Genomic DNA, 18603 nt, shown 5'->3' on the forward strand with positions numbered 1-18603 from the left:
GTATACCATATTTCAATTCCCCTTCGCCAATACTATATTGACTTACTGACCCACTTCATTAAACCACCTGCAGATATCAGGTCCTGAATAAATTTGGGAAACGGGCTGGATTTGTAGAACTTGTTCTTTGTAAGATTGGATATAGTGCCTGCTGATAAGTCAACTTCCAGAATATCTCCCTTATCTGCATCCTTGACTGCTTCCTTACATTCAAGAATTGGCAGACCAATATTTATTGCATTACGGTAGAATATCCTTGCGAACGAATTTGCTATGATACATGAAACTCCTGCTTCCTTTATAGATATTGGCGCATGTTCCCTTGATGAACCGCAGCCAAAATTCTCCTGAGCAACAATAATATCGCCTTTCTTAACACACTTAGCAAAAGAGGTGTATATATCCTCCATGCAGTGTTTTGCCAGTTCTTTTGGGTCAGAAGTATTAAGGTATCTTGCAGGAATGATCTCATCTGTATTTACATTGTCTCCGTATTTCCAGGTCTTTCCTTTAAAGTTCATTTTATCTTTATCTCCTCCGGATCTGTTATTCTTCCCTTAATTGCTGATGCGGCTGCAACAGCAGGGCTTGCAAGATATACTTCACTCTTAACGTGCCCCATTCTTCCCACAAAATTACGGTTCGTTGTGCTTACACATCTTTCTCCTTCTGCAAGCACACCCATATGCCCGCCAAGACACGGTCCGCAGGTAGGAGTGCTTATAACTCCTCCGCTCTCCAGAAATATATCAAACAACCCCTTTTTCATAGCATCAGCGTATATCTTTTGAGTTGCAGGAATAATTATAAGCCTTACATACGGATGTATCTTATGTCCCTTCAGTATCCCTGCTGCAATTTCTAAGTCCTGTAGCCTTCCATTTGTACACGAACCTATAACCACCTGATCTATTTGTATATTATCAGCCTCGCTTGCAGGTTTTGTGTTTGACGGCAGATGAGGGAACGATACCTGAGGTTTAATTTTCGACACATCATATTCCCTGATATCAGCATATTTGGCATCTGAATCGCTTTTATATACTCTATAATCTCTTTTTGCAGTATTCTTAATATAATTTAATGTCTTCTCATCAGGTTCGATAATGCCATTCTTTCCTCCAGCCTCTATTGCCATATTACACATTGTAAATCTATCAGGCATAGTTAATCCTGATATAACATCTCCGCAGAACTCCATTGATTTATAAAGCGCTCCATCTACCCCTATATCTCCTATCGTATATAGAATAAGATCCTTACCGCAAACCCACGTATTAAGCATTCCTTTGTAAACAAACTTTATGGTTTCAGGAACTTTAAACCATGCTTTGCCTCTTATCATTGCTGCTGCAAGATCAGTGCTTCCAACGCCTGTTGAAAATGCGCCTAAAGCTCCGTAAGTACATGTATGCGAATCTGCGCCAATGATACAATCCCCGGGAAGAACAAGTCCCTGCTCAGGAAGCAGTGCATGCTCTACCCCCATTTTCCCTATCTCAAAGTAATATTTAATTGTCTTCTTTCTTGAAAAATCCCTGAGTATTTTACACTGCTCTGCTGATTTCACATCCTTGTTTGGGGTAAAATGGTCAGGCACAAGAGCAACTCTCTCTTTATCGAAAACTTGTAAATCCCTATCTTTTTCTTTCTCTATAGCTTCAAATTCGGAGATTGCAATCGGAGCGGTAATATCATTGCCCAGAATAAAATCAAGGTCTGCTTCGATAAGTTCTCCGGGTGAAACTTGAAGAATTGCCTCTTTTTTCTTTCCTGCATGAGCAGCTAATATCTTTTCTGTTATAGTCATTCCCATTTTAAATATCCCCTTTAAATTAAACTAAATATTTCATTAATCCCAATGCTAGGCTGAAGTATATGAGCATGCCTGTAATATCATTAGCAGTTGTTACAAAAGGACCTGTAGCAATAGCAGGGTCAACGTTAAACTTATTAAATATAAGCGGTATAATTGCTCCTATTGTTGCAGCTACGATAATAGCCGTAAACATTGAAGTAAAAAGAATAAGTCCAAAAACAAGCTGACCCTGCCATAATACTCCAACCAATCCTACGACTGAGCCGCATGCAAGTCCCATAATAGAGCCTATTCTTATCTCCCTGAGAAGCATTCTCCGTACCTTTTTGGTATCTATTACACCGGTTGCTAATCCTCTAACTACAATCGTAGATGATTGAATCCCAATGTTCCCTCCCATAGCAGCAATTATGGGTATAAAAAAAGCAAGAGCTATGATTTGTTCCAGAACAAATTTAAACCTGCTTACAACAAGCACACATATTAACTCTCCGATAAGAGTTGTAATGAGCCATGGAAGACGTATCTTGGCAACATTGAAAGCAGACTTTGTCAGGAGTTCGTCCTCTGTCGTTCCAACAGACTTATATGCATCCTCAGTAGCTTCTTCTCTTATCACGTCAATAATATCATCAACTGTTATTATTCCCAGAAGCCTGTTTGAAGCATCCGTAACAGGAACAGCTAAAAGATCGTACTTTGCAACTAGATTTGCAACATATTCCTGATCACTGTCGGGCTTTACACTAATGATGTCCGAAATCATTACACTTTTTAATTTTTTATCAGGATCTGCCATAATTAGTTTTTTTAATGTAACCACTCCGCGAAGATGGTCTTCTCTGTCTGTTGTATATATATAATAACCGGCTTCCACATCCATATCTTTTCGCAGATACTCTAATGTGTCAGCGACTGTGGCATCCTCATGAAAAGATACAAATTCAGTTGTCATTATTCCCCCTGCAGTATCTTTATCATATTGAATTAATTCTGCTACTTCTTCTGCTGCTTCTTCTTCTGTCATTTGGGCCAGAACTTTTAGATGCTCTCCTTCTGGAAGATACTGAAGGATATCGGCAGCATTGTCAGGAGGCATTGTATCAAGCATTTTTGAAAGTCTAATGGGACTCATAGCTTGAACAAGTTTTTTTGCTAACACAGAATCTACTTCATTTAGAACTTCAGCAGTAACCTCTGGCTTAAGCATATTCAGTATTTTCTGCCCTTCTTCAGCTTCTAAGTGACTTATAACATCAGCCACGTCAGCAGTATGAAGCTTATTTAAAAACCTCTGAAGCTTGACAGCAGCATTGCTACTAAGATAATCCTGAACAATGTTTATAAATCTCTCTATCTTCTTTTCCATAAAACCAATTTTCACACGCTCTGTTTATTTGGCATTGAGGCATTATAGCAACGGAAAAGCAATAAAGTCAAAGGGATTTAGAACTTGACACATTAAATTAAACTATGATAGATTGCTTGTGAATTTGAAGCTTTTTAAAGTTTTAAAAGAAATCAAATGTTGGAGGGGAATATGGGTAAATTGATGAAGACTAGTGTTATCCTGTTTTTGATGGTATCTCTCTTATTTGCAGTTGCTACTATGATTATAATAGGACGGAACCAGGACCAAAAGGGGCAAATTGCAAATCTCACTGATGATCTAAACAGAACAAAAGAAGCTAAGGCAGAGGTAGAGGAAAACCTGAAAAACATGACTGCAACAAAAATTTCTCTCGAAAAACAGTTAGCACAAACACAGATAGAACGCGATAGATACAAAACAGCTCTAACATCAGAAAAACAAAAAACAGCCCAATTAACAGATGATATAAAAAAAGAAATTCAAATAAAGGATAACTATAAGACTCAGTTAGACAAAGCTGATTCACAAATTAGTTCTCTCAAATCCCAGAAAGAAAATCTTAATAAAGAGTTAGAAAAAGAATCAGCAAAAAGGATAGCTATTGAAGTGCGTATTGCTAGGCTTCTTGGCAAGGAAATTTCTGAAAAGAAAGTACCTGGGGAGAAACAAGAAAGAAAAGATGTGCCTTTGTTTAATGAAAATATGATAGGAAAGATCCTGAAAATTGATAGAAAAACAGGAATAATTGCTATAGACTTTGAGCGTGACATAAGTAGACACACAGGCAAGAAACTTGTTGTCCTTCGCAATGATAGTCTCATAGACAAGATTACAATCAAGGGAATATATAATACAATAATGGTTTCCAAAATAGATGCATTCGATAATATAAGAAAGATAAAAGATGGCGACACAGTCCAACTTTTGAATCGAGATCCAACAGAAGAGTAGCTAAAAGGAGAACAAAATAATGGAAGATAAGAGAGTAAAACCAATCCATGAAGATAAAAATATGCAGAAGGGACCTGAACTAATACAGAGTTCCAGCATAAATATTGAACCTCCTAAACAAGAAAGTGTTCAAGTCCAACCAAGCAATAAAGTGAGTCAAGCATTAGTTAGGGACAGTGGATCTACTAATGTAATAAAACCTCCAGAAACTACACAAGACATTAATATAAAAAGAAGCGAGAAAGAAGAAAAGCCTGAATTTCTAAAACATCCTCCTAAAAAGTTGGATAAAAAAGAGAAATCAAAATTTATAGGAACCGTTGTAATACTTTCTCTTATTATATCAACATGTTCTATTATATTGCTTTTATTCTGCATAAAGGACACTGCAATACCACGGTTTATTCAACCAGCGATTGATTACTTATACAAAATTGCGCAAAATTACCTGTGAAATTAACCAACAGTGGTTAAAGAAAATCTCTTTAAAGCTATAGCCAAACTTGGTCTAAAACCCGTACAAATAATTGCTTTAAGCTTTATCACAATCATTGCCATGGGAACGCTTTTATTACTGCTGCCCCAATCCAGGAAGCCAGGCATAGACCTCAGTATTATGAACACTTTATTTACAGCTGCTTCAGCAACATGTGTTACAGGACTTACTGTGGTTAATATATCAAACACTTTTACACTTTTTGGACAACTCATTATTCTCTCTCTCATTCAAATCGGTGGACTTGGTCTTATGACTATGGTTGGTTTCTTTTCTATTATTCTAAGAAATATGAGTCTAAATGAAAGCTTAGTTATGCGAGATGCTCTCAATTATGAAACTCTTGACAAAATAGGTCATATGCTCGTATCCATTCTCCTTATCACATTCACAATAGAGATTATAGGGTCAATATCTCTATATCTATTTTGGATAGGAGATTTTATAAGCATTAAAAAAACTCTTTATTTCTCTGTATTTCACGCAATTTCTGCATTTTGCAATGCTGGATTCTCACTGTTCCAGAATAGTTTCGCAAATTATAGTAAGTCTAGTGCTTTTAATCTTATAATCACCTCTTTAATTATACTAGGCGGACTCGGTTTTATAGTAATTACTGATATCATTAAAGTTATTAACCTTAAATTGAGAAAAAAACCAGCCAGATTAAAAGTCCATACAAAATTAGTTCTAATTACCAGTATTATCTTAATAATTAGTGGCACACTTATTCTCTTCTTAATTGAAAACAGGAATTTGTTATGTTCATATTCAATTAAGGAGAAGTTGATGATATCCTATTTCCAATCTATAACAGCAAGAACTGCAGGATTTAATACTATAAATGTTTGTGGGTTAGCGAATGCGTCTTGTCTTGTCCTCATGATTTTTATGTTCATAGGGGCTTCTCCAGGCTCTACAGGCGGTGGAATTAAAACAAGCACACTTGGAATCGCAGTAGTAAGTTTGCGATCATTTATTCAAGGGCAACAAAGGGTAGAGATATTTGGGAGAAGTCTACCCAAGCATTCTTTAAACAAAGTATTCGGAATTATCTTTGTTTCTGCTATATTTATTACGACATGTATTGTAATATTACTACTTACAGAAAGAGCAAGTTTTATGGACATCTTGTTTGAGGAAATATCTGCTTTCGGCACAGTAGGTCTTTCAAGGGGAATAACGCCTAACTTAACTACATCAGGCAAATTAGTAATTACAATCACAATGCTCACTGGTAGGATTGGTCCTCTGGCTATAGCTCTGGCGCTTACAAGAAAGAGAAGAAAGGCTATATATGCATACCCAGAGGAAGAAGTAATTATTGGATAATTAGAGGAGAAAAACAATGACAAAATTCGCAGTAATAGGACTTGGGATGTTTGGCTATAGAGTTGCAGTTACACTTGCTGAGGGGAATGCAGAGGTGATTGCTGTTGATAAAGATCCTAGAAAGATAGAAGCTATAAAGGATAAAGTGACATTAGCTGTAAGAATGGATTCCTCAATTGAAGAAAACTTAGTTTCACAGGGAATAGATAGAGTTGATAGTGTATTAGTCTGTATCGGTGAGAATTTTGAGGCAAATCTACTTACAACTGTCCTATTAAAAAAGATCGGAGTAAAGCAAATAATATCCAGAGCTGCGAACGATATACAATTCCAAATATTAAAACTGGTTGGGGCTGATAGAATTGTCTCACCTGAAGATGACATGGGGAAAAAAATTGCACAAAATCTGCTTATGTCAAGTATCCTGGATTACATTCCTCTCACAAACGGTCATAGCCTGGTTCAAATCAAAACCCCACCAAGTTTTCTACATAAAAAGTTGCGTGATCTACATCTAAGAGACCAATACAAAGTAAATGTTGTAGCAATCAAAGAGCAGGGTGTAGACCATGATGGAAAAACTATAGAAGAAATTCACAGTGTGCCAGACCCAAATCATATCTTTGTAGAAAATGATGTGCTTGTTGTAGTAGGAAGTAACCGTGATATTGAAAAAATAGCAAAATAAGGAACCCTTAATTGTGAAAATAAATCATGGAAAGATTATTGAAGCAGTAAAAGCGATCCTTGAAGCTGTTGGAGAAGATCCAAAAAGAAAAGGACTCATTAGAACACCACAACGTATTGCAGAAATGTATGAAGAAATATTTGCAGGACTGCGTAAAGACCCCAAAAAAGAATTAAAAGTCTCTATTCAAGAAGACCATGATGAGATTGTTCTTGTGAAAGATATCTACTTTGCTTCAATGTGCGAACATCATTTTCTCCCTTTCACAGGTAAAGCTCACGTTGCATATATTCCAAAAGGTAACAGAGTTATAGGCCTCAATACATTAGTCCATGCTGTTGATCTGTTTGCCAAGAAGCCTCAACTACAGGAAAGATTAACCACAAATATTGCTGATGCGCTCATGGAAGTGCTAAAGCCTCAAGGTGTTATTGTTCTAATAGAAGCAGAGCATTTATGCATGACAATGAGAGGCGTTAAAAAACATGGTGCAATCGCAGTTACTTCTGCTGTGAGAGGAATATTTAGGAAAAATAGCAAAACACGCGCAGAAGCTCTAAGTCTTATTAAAAGCAACTAAATATGATAAAGATAAAAAATGGAAGTGTAATTCTTAAAAACAGAATAGAAAAGGCTGATTTATATATACAAGATGGCAAGATATATTTTGAATCCCAAAATCAGTCTCCTGATAGGATAATCGATGCTGAAGGAAAATATATATTCCCGGGTTTCTTTGATATCCATTTTCACGGCTGTAATCTGTTTGATTTTACATTGGGCAAATACAATCCTGAAACAAGATCATTCGATGACTCAGAGAAAGCTTTTTCCGAAGGCATTGCTATGCTTGCAATGGAAAAGGCAAAGCAAGGAGTAACTTACGCATTTCCTACAACAGCTGCAGCTCCGATAAAAAATCTACAAACCTGCTTTGCATACCTAAAAAAATTTATGGAGAGAAAAAGCAATGGATTGCATGGAGCTTTTTTGTATGGATCTTTTCTTGAAGGCACCTTTATAAGCTCTGATTTTTTAGGCGCTCAGTCCCCTACTTATGTGTTTAAACCAAATAAAAAAATATTTAACCAAATAAATGAATCAGGCGCAATTAAATTGGCAAACGTTGTATCTGAATATGGAGAAGATTCTATTAACCTTATAAAACACCTTGTAAACAACAACATTGTTGTTGGGACAGGTCATACAAGAGCGACTTGCCTCCAGATTGAAGAAGCTATAAAAGCAGGATTGAAATACTTTGTACACTTTATGAATGGCCCTACAAACACTTCCTATAAACCGTTTAATGGAGGAGGAGCAGCCGAAGCCGTTCTGAAAAATGATGAAATTTATGCAGAACTTATTTTGGATGGCTATCATGTTAGCCCGGCCTATATTAGAGACGCAATAAGCAGAAAAACTGATACAAAAATTATTGCTGTGACAGACTCTATGTTTCTGACCGGTAAAAACAAAGTTAAAGAATTTGAATTTTTTGGAGTTAAAGGCACAGTGAGTGATAATAGAGATTACTTGGCTGTTAAGGGGGAAAAAAATACTCTTTTCGGAAGTGTACTCACAACAGATAAGGCATTCTCTAATTTATTGTCATGGCTAACACGAAAAATGGAAGGGATATGGATAAGAAGGCACCCTGCATTAGACCTTGAAAGAGCTCTCGTATCTATGGCTAAAATCTTTTCTACAAATAACTGCAATATGCTTGGGCTAGATTCCAGAGGTGTTATTGAGAAGAACAAACAGGCAGATTTGACTATTGGATCTATTTCCGGAGAACAAGGGGATTATGACTTCAAAGTAGAACATACCTTAGTAAACGGAAGAATCGTTTTCTCAACTGATTAAGTCTTCTTATAGATCTTTTCTGGATCAAAAAGCCTCTTTTCTACAACTGTAAAACCATCTTTACCGTACTTTCTATAAAAACATGTTCTATAGCCCGTATGACACGCGCCACCTATCTGCTCAACTTTTATAAGAAGTGTGTCATTATCGCAGTCTATAAGGATATCTTTTACTTTTTGAATATGTCCTGAAGTCTCCCCTTTTATCCACAACTTCTCTCTTGACCTGCTCCAGAAACATGTTCTTCCTGTTTTAAGTGTCGTTTCCAGAGACTCTTTATTCATATATCCCATCATTAAAACCTTTGAGGTCTTAAAATCCTGAACTATTGCAGGAATCAATCCTTTTTTATCAAACTTCACTTGCTCTGCAAGCTTCTTTAAAATCAAATCTCTTTTCATATAGTGCCTTCCCAACTATTACTCCCATCAAATCTTTTATGGAAGCTAGTTTTTCAATGTCATCCAGACAGGAAATTCCTCCGGATGCTATAATTTTTACCGTTTTTCTATTAACCAACTGTTTGAGCCTTTCCAAATTAGGTCCTGTTAACATACCGTCTCTACTTATGTCTGTATAAACAATTGTTTTAATTCCTATATCTTCAACTTTTTCAATTATATCTTTAACTGTAAACTCAGATGCCTTCTGCCAACCTTGGACTGCGACCTTATCGTCCTTTGCATCTATACTAACAATTATTCTTTCGCCAAATTTTGAGTAAACTTGTTTTAAAAAATCAGAAGAAGCACATGCCTGAGTGCCAATAATTACCCATCTTACTCCATTTTTTAGCAATGTATCTACAGTAGAAATATCCCTTATCCCCCCTCCTACTTCAACAGGGATTTTCAATGCTTTACATATAGAGGCAATTATATCCAGATTCTTAATGCTGCCAGTTTTTGCGCCTTCCAAATCAACAATATGGATTCTCTCTGCCCCTTCTTTTTCCCACTTGAGAGCATATTCCAGAGGACTATTCCCATAAATCTTTAAATCGCCGAAATTCCCCTGCTTTAGACGAACTACTTTTCCTTGATATATATCTATAGCAGGAATTACAATCATTAAAGAATACCTTTTGTCGATGGGATAGCTCTACTCTGTCTGGTATCTATTGCTGTTGCCTCATCCAGTGCTTTTCCCAGTGCCTTAAAAATAGATTCATATATGTGATGAGTGTTCTTCCCGTATATAAGATTTACATGTAGCGTAATCAAAGCAGTGTTCACAAATGCACGCATAAACTCCTCTACAAGCTGAACCTCAAACCTTTTTATCTTTTTTGCTGGAGTGCTTACATTAAAAACCAAAAAAGCTCTGCCGCTAATATCGATACTAACTTCTCCAAGTGCCTCATCCATTGGAAGTTTTGCATATCCAAAGCGTTTCATGCCCCTCTTGTCTCCAAGAGCCTTTCTGAGCGCCTCACCAAGGCATATTCCTATGTCTTCAACTGTATGGTGGTCATCCACTTCAATATCCCCACGTGCCTTTAGATTCAAATCAAACAAACCATGCTTTGTCATTAATGTAAGCATATGATCGAAAAAAGGGATCTTCGTTCTTATGTTTGCATTTCCTTTACCGTCTAGAACAAGTTTTAGATCAATATTGGTCTCTTTTGTATCACGTTTTACAACTCCTGTTCTTTTCATCTTCTTCTCCATATTTTTATCCACTACAACAAGATTTACCTTGGCTTATCCAATCCAAACGCTTTATGAAGGACTCGTGCGGCCTTTTTGCCTTCTTCCATATCTACTAAACATGAAATCTTTATTTCAGATGTGCTTATTGTTCTGATATTTATTTTATTTTCACCAAGCGATTGAAACATCTTTGCTGCAACACCTGCATTAGTTCTCATACCAATACCTACTATTGAAATCTTGGCTATATTTTCATCACACTCTATTTTCTTAGGCTCAACAATTCTTTTTAATTTATCTGTAACATTCAGAGTTCTCTTTATATCTTCTTTTGCAACAGTAAAAGATATGTCAGCCACTCCTTTTGCGCTTATATTCTGAATAATCATATCTACGTTTATATTTTCATCTGCTATCCTGCTGAAAATTGTTCCTGCAATTCCCGGCTTATCCGGAATACCAATAATTGATATCTTTGCCTCATCCTCGTTTAATATAACACTTCTAACCAATGCCTCTTCCATTTTCCCCCTCTCTTTTGATATAACCACCGTACCCGTTTTGTTAATAAAGCTGGACCGTATATGCAGCGGGACTTTAAATCGCTGAGCTATCTGCATTGAACGCGGCGCCATTACCTTTGCTCCAAGACTTGCCATTTCCAGCATTTCTTCATAGGTGATGATTTTAATTTTCTTTGCCTCTGGAATTACCCTTGGATCTGATGTAAAAATTCCCTCTACATCAGTATATATCTCACACTCATCTGCGCCCAGAGCCGCAGCAATTGCAATAGCGCTCGTGTCTGAAGCTCCGCGCCCCAATGTTGTTACATCGTTATTAGTGCTTATTCCCTGAAATCCTGCAATAACTACAATCTTCCCTCTTTTAAGTTCTTCCCTTACTCTCTTTGCTCCAATACTCAGGATACGAGCTTTTGTATGGGATGTGTCCGTAATTATTTCTACTTGAGACCCTGTAAAAGATATTGCATCATATCCTAAAGAGTGTATAGCCATTGCGATTAATGCTATTGAGATTCGTTCTCCTGTAGAAAGAAGCATATCCATTTCACGTGTTGATGGAGAATCTGTTATTTCTGCTGCCATTTTTATCAAATTGTCAGTAGTTTTACCCATAGCAGAAACGACGACGACGACATTGTCATACCTGCCTCTGGCTTTAACAATCAGTTTTGCTACATGCTTGATTCTCTCTGCATTTGCTACTGACGTTCCACCATACTTCTGTACAATAAGACTCATAACTCACATTCCTATAATTTTTAGTATTTTATCCACTTTGGCTTCTGCTACAACAGGTTTCTCAACACTCTCTATTGCGCGATCCGGATCCTTTAAACCATGACCAGTAAGAACACAAACCGTTATCTTTTCTGAATGATTAGCTGAATTCTGCTGTTTTTTAAAATAATCATCTTTTGCCAATTTAATTACCCCTGCCACACTCGCTGCTGATGCTGGTTCAACAAAAACCCCATCCTCCTTTGCTAGTAATTTATAGGCTTCGAGAATCTCATCATCTGTAACTGCATATATTAGTCCTGATGACTCATCCCTTGCTTCCTCAGCCTTTTTCCAGCTTGCCGGATTACCAATTCTTATTGCAGTTGCAATAGTCTCAGGATTACGAACAATCCCCCCTCTTACAATGGGTGCTGCTCCTGCTGCTTGGAAACCCAGCATTCTAGGAAGATTTCCAATCTTACCCGCTTTTTTATATTCCTTATATCCCATCCAGTACGCTGTAATGTTCCCCGCGTTACCGACTGGAATTGCATGAAAGTCCGGCGCTCTTCCATCAAGCTGGTCACAAACTTCAAAAGCCCCTGTCTTCTGTCCTTCGATTCTGTATGGATTTATTGAATTTACCAGAGTGATAGGATAATTATCTGTTATCTCTCTGACTAGTTTGAGAGCATTGTCAAAGTTCCCTTTAATGGCAATAACCTTTGCACCATGGATAAGCGCTTGAGCAAGCTTGCCCATTGCAATTGCGCCTTCTGGAATTAGCACAATGCAATTCAGCCCTGCTCTAGCAGAATATGCTGCGGCTGATGCTGAAGTATTGCCTGTTGATGCGCACATTACTGCTCTTGATTTCTCCTCTAACGCTTTTGAAATTGCCATTGTCATTCCACGGTCCTTAAAAGAACCTGTTGGATTTGCTCCTTCAAATTTTAGGAATACTCTTGTTTCTGTTATATTTGAGAGCTTCTCAGAAAAGATCAAAGGAGTATTGCCTTCATTAAGTGTTACTATCGGAGTAGCCTGAGACACAGGAAGATATTTTCTGTATTTATTTATAAGACCGTTCCACATAAGCTAACTCGCTTTCTTAAAATCTAATCTTTGACTTATTACTAAAACCAGTTTTGCTGATAGATAACCAATCATGCTGCCTGCAATTACATCAAATGGATAATGCACTCCTATATAGACTCTGGAGAAGGCAACTAGAAAAGCCAATAAATAAAATAATAGCCATTTTTTATAATAGCTAGACAACACTGCCGCTGTTGAAAAAGCAGTCTGGGAATGACCTGATGGAAATGAGCCCACATACAATTTTTGTCCACATATATTTATATTCATAAATTGAGACAATGGCCTTGGTCTCTGAATAAGCTCCTTTAGAATATGAACGATTATCCCTCCAAAAAGAATAGCAATTATTGATATGACGAGTATTAATAAAGCATTTCTTCTGTCAAAGATTAATAGGCTTACTACTATAAACGGGATTAGGAAAAATCCATTTCCCAGTTGCGTCAATGCGAACATTACGAGTCCCATACATGAATTCCAGAGATGCTGATTAATAAATAGGAAAATTGACTGGTCTATTGATATAATATAGTCAAGCATCAATCTTCAACTCGTATGATCACGCTTTTACTTTTAATAATATCCAATTTATCAATCTCTCTTATTGCTGAGTAAATATCTTTTTCCTTTGCCTCGTGAGTCATCATGATAATTGGAACAGCACCTCTTTGTTTTCTATCCTTCTGAATTACTGAAGTTATACTGATCTTACACTTACCCAATATGCCAGAAATTTTTGCAAGAACTCCAGGCTCATCTACTGCTGAAAATCTAATATAACACCTTAACTTGTTCTCTGTTATTTTCTTCATGCTTAAACGTTTATCAAAAGAATAATTATCAGTTATTTTGCTCTCGATCTTTGTCTTTGCAACAATATCAATAATATCTGAGTAAACAGCATTAGCTGTTGGCATTTGTCCTGCTCCAAGTCCATAGAACATCATTTCTCCAATACTGTCGCCACGTAGATATATTGCATTATACACATCAGATACAGAAGAAAGTAAATGTTCCTTGGAAATCAATGCTGGATGCACACGAACATCTAATCTGTTTCCATCCCTGTTTGCTATGGCCAGAGGTTTAATTACATACCCTAATTCCTCAGCATATTGAATATCATCCAACGTTATATGTTTAATCCCTTCCACATAAATATGATCCAGATTAACTCTTGTTCCATAAATAATAGAGCTGAGAATCGCAATTTTATGAGCAGAATCAATACCATCTATATCAAGAGAAGCATCAGCTTCTGCATACCCGGAGCTTTGAGCCTCCTTTAAGGAAGAGCAAAAAGTCTGCCCATCCAGAGACATTCTGCTAAGTATGAAATTAGAGGTTCCATTAATTATTCCCAAAACCGATCTTATATCTGATGAACGGAAGCTATCTCTAATAGCTTTTATAATAGGAATGCTTCCGCCAACACTTGCTTCGAAATTTATATGCACATTATTATCTTTTGCTGTTTGAAAAATCTCATCGCCATGAGTCGCAAGAAGAGCTTTATTAGCTGTTACAACATGCTTTTTATTTTTCAATGCATCAAGTATAAACTTCTTTGCAGGTTGTATGCCTCCTATTAATTCTACAATTATATCAACTGAGGGGGCATTCAACACTCTGTTCACGTCAGTAGTAAGTAAAGCTTTATTAACCTTCACAGATCTAGGCGTTGTGATATCTAAATCCGCTATATGTTTTAACTCTACCTGTTTCTCCTGCTGAATTATTTTTATAAGACCTGTGCCTATTGTCCCAAACCCTATAAGTCCAACTCCAACCTTTTTCATTTATTTACCTCAATTTTTTCAGTGCAGATTTCATTCTGTTCATGCCTTCTTTTATGTTCTCCATTGATGTAGCGTATGACATCCTGATATGCTCTCCAGAGCCAAAGGCAGATCCGGGAATAACGCCGACTTTGGCAATGTCCAACAGGAAATTACATAAATCAATATCTGTATTTATCTTCTTGTCGTTATATTTTTTTCCGTAATATGCAGATATATTCGGAAATACATAAAAAGCCCCTTTTGGCTTCTGACATGAGACATTGTCTATATCATTTAATCTTCCTACGATATAATCACGTCTTTTACTGAACTCACTTACCATTTTAACGACATCATTTGTTTTTTTCTGTATAGCGGTTAAAGCCGCTTTTTGAGAAATGGATGTCGGATTGGATGTGCTCTGGCTCTGAAGCTTGCCTGCTGCTTTTATTATATCTATATCTCCAGCCGCATATCCGATTCTCCACCCTGTCATGGAATAGGTTTTTGAAACTCCATTTACTACTATAGTACGCTTTTTAATATCACTATTCAAAGACGCTATACTAATGTGTTGCAGGCCGTCATAGATTATTTCCTCATAGATTTCATCTGAAATTACAAAAATATCTTGTTTGCAGGCAATATCTGCAACCTCTGTCAACTCATCCCTTGAGTATACGGTTCCACATGGATTTGAAGGGCTGTTAATAATTAGAATTTTTGTTCTTCCTGTTATAGCATTTTCCAATTCACTAGGCGAGATTTTAAAGGCATTCTTTTCAACACCTTGTATGAAAACAGGTTTTGCTCCAGCAAGCTTTGCCATATCAGGATAACTAACCCAATAAGGTATTGGAATAATAACCTCATCATCCGGATTACACATAACCTGAATAAGGTTATAAAGAGAATGCTTTGCTCCGCATGAAATAATAATTTGTTCCGGCGTATAATCCAGCCCATTATCATCTCTAAACTTATCGCAAACTGCCTTCTTAAGTTCCAAGATTCCTGATGCAGGTGTATATTTTGTGAAGCCACTCTTTATTGAAGAGATAGCAGCATTCTTAATATATTCAGGAGTATCAAAATCTGGCTCTCCAGCACCAAAACCAATTACATCTATCCCTTGCGAACGCAATGTCTTTATTTTGGCAGTTATAGCTAATGTAGCCGATGGCTTTATATTTATTATTCTATCAGATAATTTTTGCATTTTATTATCCTATCTCTGCCATCTTCTGTCCAACCTTGACCATATCTCCCTCTTTGACAAGAATATCCTTCAAAACACCGGATACTGGTGCAGGAACATTAAACGTAGCCTTATCCGTAAGCATCTCAATTACATCGTCCCCTTCATTTACTTCGTCCCCTTTTTCGCACATCCAAAAGGAAACTGTTGCTTCTTCAATCCCCTCTCCAAGTTCCGGTAAAATAAAATCCACGTTATTATTTATCCTTTAAATTATTCCAAATTTTCTTGCTACGGATTATATAACATAACTACTCCCCCAATCAATAACAATAACGTCTCAGCTTGCAGATGCAAACAGCTCATCTGCTTTATATGAACTTCTAACAAAAGGACCTGAAGCAATAAAAAACCCTTTATCTTCGGCAAGTTTTTTATATTCCTCAAACATTTCAGGCGTAATAAATTCTTTAACAGGAAAGTGATTTTGTGATGGAGATAAATATTGACCGAGCGTTAATAAATTACAGCCAACGCTGCTTAAATCGTCCATAACTTTTAAAACCTCTTTTTTTGTTTCTCCAAGCCCCAGCATTATACCTGATTTAGTAACTATGTTTGAATCAAACTTTTTTATCATTCCAAGCAAATTAAGAGATGTTCTATAATCTGCTTCCTGCCGCACATTCTCATATAAACTGGGAACAGTCTCGAGATTATGACCAAATACATCAGGTTTGCTCCGCGCAACCTGTTCTACACAATACTCTTTGCCTTTAAAGTCAGGGGTAAGAATCTCTATCACAATATCTGGAATATTGTTTCTAATCTCTGTTACAACATTTACAAATTGGCCCGCTCCATAATCTTTGAGATCATCTCTTGTTACCGAAGTTATAACAACATATTTTAATTCTAATTCAGAAACTGCCTTGCTCAATCTTTTCGGCTCATTTTTATCGACTGACAATGGAATGCCATGCTTTACTGCACAAAACCTACAGTTTCGCGTGCAAACATCCCCGAGTATCATAAAAGTCGCAGTATGACGAGAAAAGCATTCTCCTATATTAGGACACTTTGCACTTTCACATACTGTATTTAAGCTTAGTTTTTTAAGGATATGCCTTGTTTCTTCCGTAGCCTTTATATCCGGTATTCTTTTTTTGAGCCAATCAGGTAATTTTTTATGCATATCTCATATCTCTACTGAAACAATCCCCAAATTCAGTTATAAGAACCTGTTTTGCTTTCTGCACGTCAGTTTGTTTTTCTGCTAATTCATCCAGAGATGTTACTGCTTTATCCTTTATACCACATGGAGTTATCATCCTAAAATGTTCCTTGTTCGGATTAATGTTTATACAGAATCCGTGAAAAGTCGTCCATTTACTCACTCCAATACCTATTGCCGCAATCTTTTCATTTCCTATCCAAACGCCAGTGTAATCATTTATTCTGCCAGCCGTTATTTTGAAACGCGACAGGAATCTAATTATTACTTCTTCTAAGCTCCTCAGATAAAGATGTATATCCTTGTTCCATTCCGCGAGATTTATAATTGGATAACCTACTATCTGACCAGGCCCATGATAGGTTATATCCCCTCCCCTATCTACCTCGTAAACTTTTATTCCATTTTTTCCCAGAACCTCATTACTGACAAGGATGTTTTCCCTGCCGCCTTTTCTGCCTATTGTAAATGTTGGAGGATGTTCTGTTAATATAAGTGTGTCTGGAATCTCATTCTTAATCCTTTCAGACAGTATTTTTTTCTGAAGACTATAGGCTTCCATATAATCCTTAAGCCCAACGTCCAAAACGTTACATACCGCTTTCATCTAAATGCCTTTCTCCATTGCCACAAAATCTATTCATAAATTTTAATTATTTTTTTATAACGTTATGATTGAGGCAGCTTTCAAGGTCGCTCTCCAATCGTAATGTTTGAGAGTCCTATTTCTATCTATTTCCCTCTCTTTTGTGTGCGTACCAGTTCGTATATTAAATCATAAGCGAATGTAAGTTCTTCAATTGAGCAATGATCTTGAACAAAGTGGCTTGTACAAAGAAGCAGACCTCCGTCTCTGAATATGCGGACGATTCGTTCAATGTTACGTTTCAGTCTGTCGAGGTTCCCGAATCCAATAGTGGTCTGAACGTCAAGCCCACCCATGATGACGAAATGCTCTTTGTATTCTGCCATATAGCGCTGTATGTCCATCCCGGCTGATTCCTGGTAGGGGTGCAGCACATTGTATCCGAGTTTGACAATACCGTCCAAGACTTGGGATACGTTTCCATCGCTGTGAAGACTGAGGTATGCGCCCCGCTGCTTCACGGCATCACAGGTGAATTTGTGATATGGATATATCAAATTCCACCAAGTCTTTGGATTGAACATGAGCGTATGCTGAGATCCCCAATCGTCGGATACATGGATCATGTCCACACCAAGATCAAGGCAGTTCATTGCAAACTTCCTGTTCCACTCGGCTTGTCGCCGGTAGACCTGTCGGAGGTCGGATTCGTACAGCGCCAGATACATGAGATGATTCTCGATTCCGAACGGCCCATTGAGACATTCAAAAATGCCGGGGGTCTGGACGTACACGAATCGGCCTCGCTGGGACTTGTGGTGATCAATGTCCGCACGGAGCGTGTCATAGGTGTCGTTCCGGTCAGAATCGGACAATGGAATTTCGAGAAGGATTGAAGGTTCGATGATACCACCATTTTGTACGCGAAGACGCTTGAGGTCTTCCTTGGCATAGGGTGATGGACCGCCGAAAAGATGGGCAAAATCGAATTCATATCGGTCCTCAAAGGCATCTACCGACCCAAATGTGGCAGAGATCTGTTCCTCCAGATTCGCTCGAACCCATGCATATATGGGAATCCGATCCGGTTTCAGGTGCTCAATAACTGCAATTACTCTCTCTCTTGATGTCATTATGCCCCCCAATATTAATCGTTGAAATTTGCTGTTACTTTAGAATTACTATACTTAAAAACGACTTAGAACCTCAATAAAAAATGGAAACGAGATTGCCTCAGGATTTTATCATTCGCAATGACATTTTTATCGTCATTT

Annotated in this window: 21 protein-coding genes; 6 read left to right on the forward strand and 15 right to left on the reverse strand. The window is 37.3% G+C overall.

Annotated elements, in window-relative coordinates; translation table 11 throughout:
- Window positions 1-32 precede the first annotated feature (32 nt).
- From leuD to mgtE, 3 genes are read right to left on the reverse strand one after another with little or no spacing between them, the layout of a single operon-like run.
- Window positions 33-521: a 3-isopropylmalate dehydratase small subunit gene (gene leuD, locus KKC91_05830; GenBank protein MBU0478067.1), complete on the reverse strand. Its 489-nt coding sequence runs from the start codon at window positions 519-521 to the stop codon at window positions 33-35.
- A complete protein-coding gene (gene leuC, locus KKC91_05835) occupies window positions 518-1816 on the reverse strand; it encodes a 3-isopropylmalate dehydratase large subunit (protein MBU0478068.1) in 1299 nt (432 codons plus the stop codon). The genes leuD and leuC overlap by 4 nt, the downstream gene beginning before the upstream one ends.
- 19 nt (window positions 1817-1835) lie before the next feature.
- A complete protein-coding gene (gene mgtE, locus KKC91_05840; protein MBU0478069.1) occupies window positions 1836-3188 on the reverse strand; it encodes a magnesium transporter in 1353 nt (450 codons plus the stop codon).
- Window positions 3189-3359: 171 nt separating this feature from the next.
- Here mgtE and KKC91_05845 point away from each other — a divergent pair, with 171 nt between their 5' ends.
- Genes KKC91_05845 through KKC91_05870 form a run of 6 tightly spaced genes read left to right on the forward strand, consistent with a single transcriptional unit; the run spans window position 3360 to window position 8527 of the window.
- Entirely contained in the window at window positions 3360-4142 is a 783-nt protein-coding gene (locus tag KKC91_05845) for a hypothetical protein (GenBank protein ID MBU0478070.1), read from the forward strand.
- Window positions 4143-4161: 19 nt separating this feature from the next.
- Window positions 4162-4596, forward strand: coding sequence for a hypothetical protein (locus KKC91_05850; GenBank protein ID MBU0478071.1), 435 nt, complete (start codon window positions 4162-4164; stop codon window positions 4594-4596).
- 12 nt (window positions 4597-4608) lie between these two features.
- Complete coding sequence (locus tag KKC91_05855) at window positions 4609-5970, forward strand: TrkH family potassium uptake protein (GenBank protein MBU0478072.1); 1362 nt, start codon at window positions 4609-4611, stop codon at window positions 5968-5970.
- 16 nt (window positions 5971-5986) lie between these two features.
- Window positions 5987-6658, forward strand: coding sequence for a TrkA family potassium uptake protein (locus tag KKC91_05860; protein MBU0478073.1), 672 nt, complete (start codon window positions 5987-5989; stop codon window positions 6656-6658).
- Between the two features lie 10 nt (window positions 6659-6668).
- Window positions 6669-7238 carry a GTP cyclohydrolase I FolE gene (gene folE, locus KKC91_05865; GenBank protein ID MBU0478074.1) on the forward strand — a complete coding sequence of 190 codons (570 nt, stop codon included), beginning with the start codon at window positions 6669-6671 and terminating at the stop codon, window positions 7236-7238.
- 2 nt (window positions 7239-7240) lie between these two features.
- A complete protein-coding gene (locus KKC91_05870) occupies window positions 7241-8527 on the forward strand; it encodes an amidohydrolase family protein (protein ID MBU0478075.1) in 1287 nt (428 codons plus the stop codon).
- On the opposite strand, the gene hisI is transcribed toward KKC91_05870, so the two are convergent.
- The 12 genes from hisI to KKC91_05930 all read right to left on the reverse strand — a co-directional run bounded on the left by hisI (window position 8524) and on the right by KKC91_05930 (window position 18462).
- Complete coding sequence (hisI, locus tag KKC91_05875) at window positions 8524-8928, reverse strand: phosphoribosyl-AMP cyclohydrolase (protein MBU0478076.1); 405 nt, start codon at window positions 8926-8928, stop codon at window positions 8524-8526. The two genes, KKC91_05870 and hisI, sit on opposite strands and share 4 nt — an antisense overlap.
- Window positions 8879-9598 (reverse strand): 1-(5-phosphoribosyl)-5-[(5-phosphoribosylamino)methylideneamino]imidazole-4-carboxamide isomerase, encoded by a 720-nt coding sequence (hisA, locus tag KKC91_05880; protein MBU0478077.1) that lies wholly within the window; start codon window positions 9596-9598, stop codon window positions 8879-8881. The genes hisI and hisA overlap by 50 nt, the downstream gene beginning before the upstream one ends.
- The gene (gene hisB, locus KKC91_05885) at window positions 9598-10188 is read right to left on the reverse strand and encodes an imidazoleglycerol-phosphate dehydratase HisB (GenBank protein ID MBU0478078.1); all 591 of its coding nucleotides are present in this window, start codon (window positions 10186-10188) and stop codon (window positions 9598-9600) included. The genes hisA and hisB overlap by 1 nt, the downstream gene beginning before the upstream one ends.
- A 35-nt stretch (window positions 10189-10223) precedes the next feature.
- Window positions 10224-11447 (reverse strand): aspartate kinase, encoded by a 1224-nt coding sequence (locus tag KKC91_05890; GenBank protein ID MBU0478079.1) that lies wholly within the window; start codon window positions 11445-11447, stop codon window positions 10224-10226.
- 3 nt (window positions 11448-11450) lie between these two features.
- Window positions 11451-12524, reverse strand: coding sequence for a threonine synthase (locus tag KKC91_05895; GenBank protein MBU0478080.1), 1074 nt, complete (start codon window positions 12522-12524; stop codon window positions 11451-11453).
- A 3-nt stretch (window positions 12525-12527) separates the two neighbouring features.
- Window positions 12528-13070, reverse strand: a complete 543-nt coding sequence (locus tag KKC91_05900; GenBank protein MBU0478081.1) for a phosphatase PAP2 family protein — start codon at window positions 13068-13070, stop codon at window positions 12528-12530.
- On the reverse strand, window positions 13070-14329 hold the full coding sequence (locus KKC91_05905; protein MBU0478082.1) for a homoserine dehydrogenase: 1260 nt from the start codon (window positions 14327-14329) through the stop codon (window positions 13070-13072). Before KKC91_05905 ends, KKC91_05900 begins: the two co-directional genes overlap by 1 nt.
- Before the next feature lie 4 nt (window positions 14330-14333).
- Window positions 14334-15530, reverse strand: coding sequence for a pyridoxal phosphate-dependent aminotransferase (locus KKC91_05910; GenBank protein MBU0478083.1), 1197 nt, complete (start codon window positions 15528-15530; stop codon window positions 14334-14336).
- 4 nt (window positions 15531-15534) lie between these two features.
- Window positions 15535-15762 carry a biotin/lipoyl-binding protein gene (locus KKC91_05915; GenBank protein MBU0478084.1) on the reverse strand — a complete coding sequence of 76 codons (228 nt, stop codon included), beginning with the start codon at window positions 15760-15762 and terminating at the stop codon, window positions 15535-15537.
- Window positions 15763-15849: 87 nt separating this feature from the next.
- Window positions 15850-16704 (reverse strand): lipoyl synthase, encoded by an 855-nt coding sequence (lipA, locus tag KKC91_05920; protein MBU0478085.1) that lies wholly within the window; start codon window positions 16702-16704, stop codon window positions 15850-15852.
- Window positions 16697-17350: a lipoyl(octanoyl) transferase LipB gene (gene lipB, locus KKC91_05925; GenBank protein ID MBU0478086.1), complete on the reverse strand. Its 654-nt coding sequence runs from the start codon at window positions 17348-17350 to the stop codon at window positions 16697-16699. Before lipB ends, lipA begins: the two co-directional genes overlap by 8 nt.
- A 125-nt stretch (window positions 17351-17475) precedes the next feature.
- A complete protein-coding gene (locus KKC91_05930) occupies window positions 17476-18462 on the reverse strand; it encodes a uroporphyrinogen decarboxylase family protein (GenBank protein MBU0478087.1) in 987 nt (328 codons plus the stop codon).
- Window positions 18463-18603: the final 141 nt, after the last annotated feature.

Source organism: bacterium (genome assembly GCA_018812485.1).
In the GTDB taxonomy this organism is placed as follows: Bacteria; JAHJDO01; JAHJDO01; order JAHJDO01; family JAHJDO01; genus JAHJDO01.

What these genes read in the sequence shown, in the direction of transcription:
- leuD (MBU0478067.1), bottom strand. Translation starts at nt 521, where the DNA reads ATGAACTTTAAAGGAAAGACCTGGAAATACGGAGACAATGTAAATACA.
- leuC (MBU0478068.1), bottom strand. Translation starts at nt 1,816, where the DNA reads ATGGGAATGACTATAACAGAAAAGATATTAGCTGCTCATGCAGGAAAG.
- mgtE (MBU0478069.1), bottom strand. Translation starts at nt 3,188, where the DNA reads ATGGAAAAGAAGATAGAGAGATTTATAAACATTGTTCAGGATTATCTT.
- KKC91_05845 (MBU0478070.1), top strand. Translation starts at nt 3,360, where the DNA reads ATGGGTAAATTGATGAAGACTAGTGTTATCCTGTTTTTGATGGTATCT.
- KKC91_05850 (MBU0478071.1), top strand. Translation starts at nt 4,162, where the DNA reads ATGGAAGATAAGAGAGTAAAACCAATCCATGAAGATAAAAATATGCAG.
- KKC91_05860 (MBU0478073.1), top strand. Translation starts at nt 5,987, where the DNA reads ATGACAAAATTCGCAGTAATAGGACTTGGGATGTTTGGCTATAGAGTT.
- KKC91_05870 (MBU0478075.1), top strand. Translation starts at nt 7,241, where the DNA reads ATGATAAAGATAAAAAATGGAAGTGTAATTCTTAAAAACAGAATAGAA.
- hisI (MBU0478076.1), bottom strand. Translation starts at nt 8,928, where the DNA reads ATGAAAAGAGATTTGATTTTAAAGAAGCTTGCAGAGCAAGTGAAGTTT.
- hisA (MBU0478077.1), bottom strand. Translation starts at nt 9,598, where the DNA reads ATGATTGTAATTCCTGCTATAGATATATATCAAGGAAAAGTAGTTCGT.
- hisB (MBU0478078.1), bottom strand. Translation starts at nt 10,188, where the DNA reads ATGAAAAGAACAGGAGTTGTAAAACGTGATACAAAAGAGACCAATATT.
- KKC91_05890 (MBU0478079.1), bottom strand. Translation starts at nt 11,447, where the DNA reads ATGAGTCTTATTGTACAGAAGTATGGTGGAACGTCAGTAGCAAATGCA.
- KKC91_05895 (MBU0478080.1), bottom strand. Translation starts at nt 12,524, where the DNA reads ATGTGGAACGGTCTTATAAATAAATACAGAAAATATCTTCCTGTGTCT.
- KKC91_05900 (MBU0478081.1), bottom strand. Translation starts at nt 13,070, where the DNA reads ATGCTTGACTATATTATATCAATAGACCAGTCAATTTTCCTATTTATT.
- KKC91_05905 (MBU0478082.1), bottom strand. Translation starts at nt 14,329, where the DNA reads ATGAAAAAGGTTGGAGTTGGACTTATAGGGTTTGGGACAATAGGCACA.
- KKC91_05910 (MBU0478083.1), bottom strand. Translation starts at nt 15,530, where the DNA reads ATGCAAAAATTATCTGATAGAATAATAAATATAAAGCCATCGGCTACA.
- lipA (MBU0478085.1), bottom strand. Translation starts at nt 16,704, where the DNA reads ATGCATAAAAAATTACCTGATTGGCTCAAAAAAAGAATACCGGATATA.
- lipB (MBU0478086.1), bottom strand. Translation starts at nt 17,350, where the DNA reads ATGAAAGCGGTATGTAACGTTTTGGACGTTGGGCTTAAGGATTATATG.
- KKC91_05930 (MBU0478087.1), bottom strand. Translation starts at nt 18,462, where the DNA reads ATGACATCAAGAGAGAGAGTAATTGCAGTTATTGAGCACCTGAAACCG.